We start from the raw sequence: 396 nt of genomic DNA, 5'->3' as shown, positions 1-396 counted from the left end.
AGTAGGGAGCAATTTTCTTTTATATTTACACTTTAAAAGTATTATCGTCCTTTTTTAAAGAGCCCAAAAATGATTCTACATGGACGATAATGAAAAGTCAAGAACTACAGTTCTTCCTCTTCTTCTTCTTCAGTTTCATCATACTCAAGTTCTTCTTCAGCGAAGTCGTCTTCTTCATCTTCATCTAAATCATCAAGATCATCGTCGTCTCCGTCTTCATCTTCAAGAACCTTGTCCAAATCTTCTACATCATCTTCTTCGTCTGCATTTCCGTCTGCATCGTCAAAGTCATCTTCATCTTCTTCAATGTAGTCGTCAAAACCGTCTTCTTCAACTTTACGTTTTTTCTTCGGTTTTGGCTGCGGTAAGATTTCTTCATCAATTTGCTCATATGGG

1 pseudogene is annotated in these 396 nt (G+C 36.9%); it reads right to left on the bottom strand.

Features of this window, described 5'->3' with window-relative positions:
• Window positions 1–104: 104 nt before the first annotated feature.
• Window positions 105–396, bottom strand: a pseudogene (locus MR170_RS31170) (DNA-directed RNA polymerase subunit delta); the annotation flags it as partial.

Source organism: Bacillus cereus group sp. BfR-BA-01524 (assembly GCF_022662595.1).
Taxonomy (GTDB): domain Bacteria; phylum Bacillota; class Bacilli; order Bacillales; family Bacillaceae_G; genus Bacillus_A; species Bacillus_A thuringiensis_S.
The sequence above is the reverse complement of the archived record's forward strand: the minus strand, read 5'-3'. Positions and strand labels throughout refer to the sequence as shown.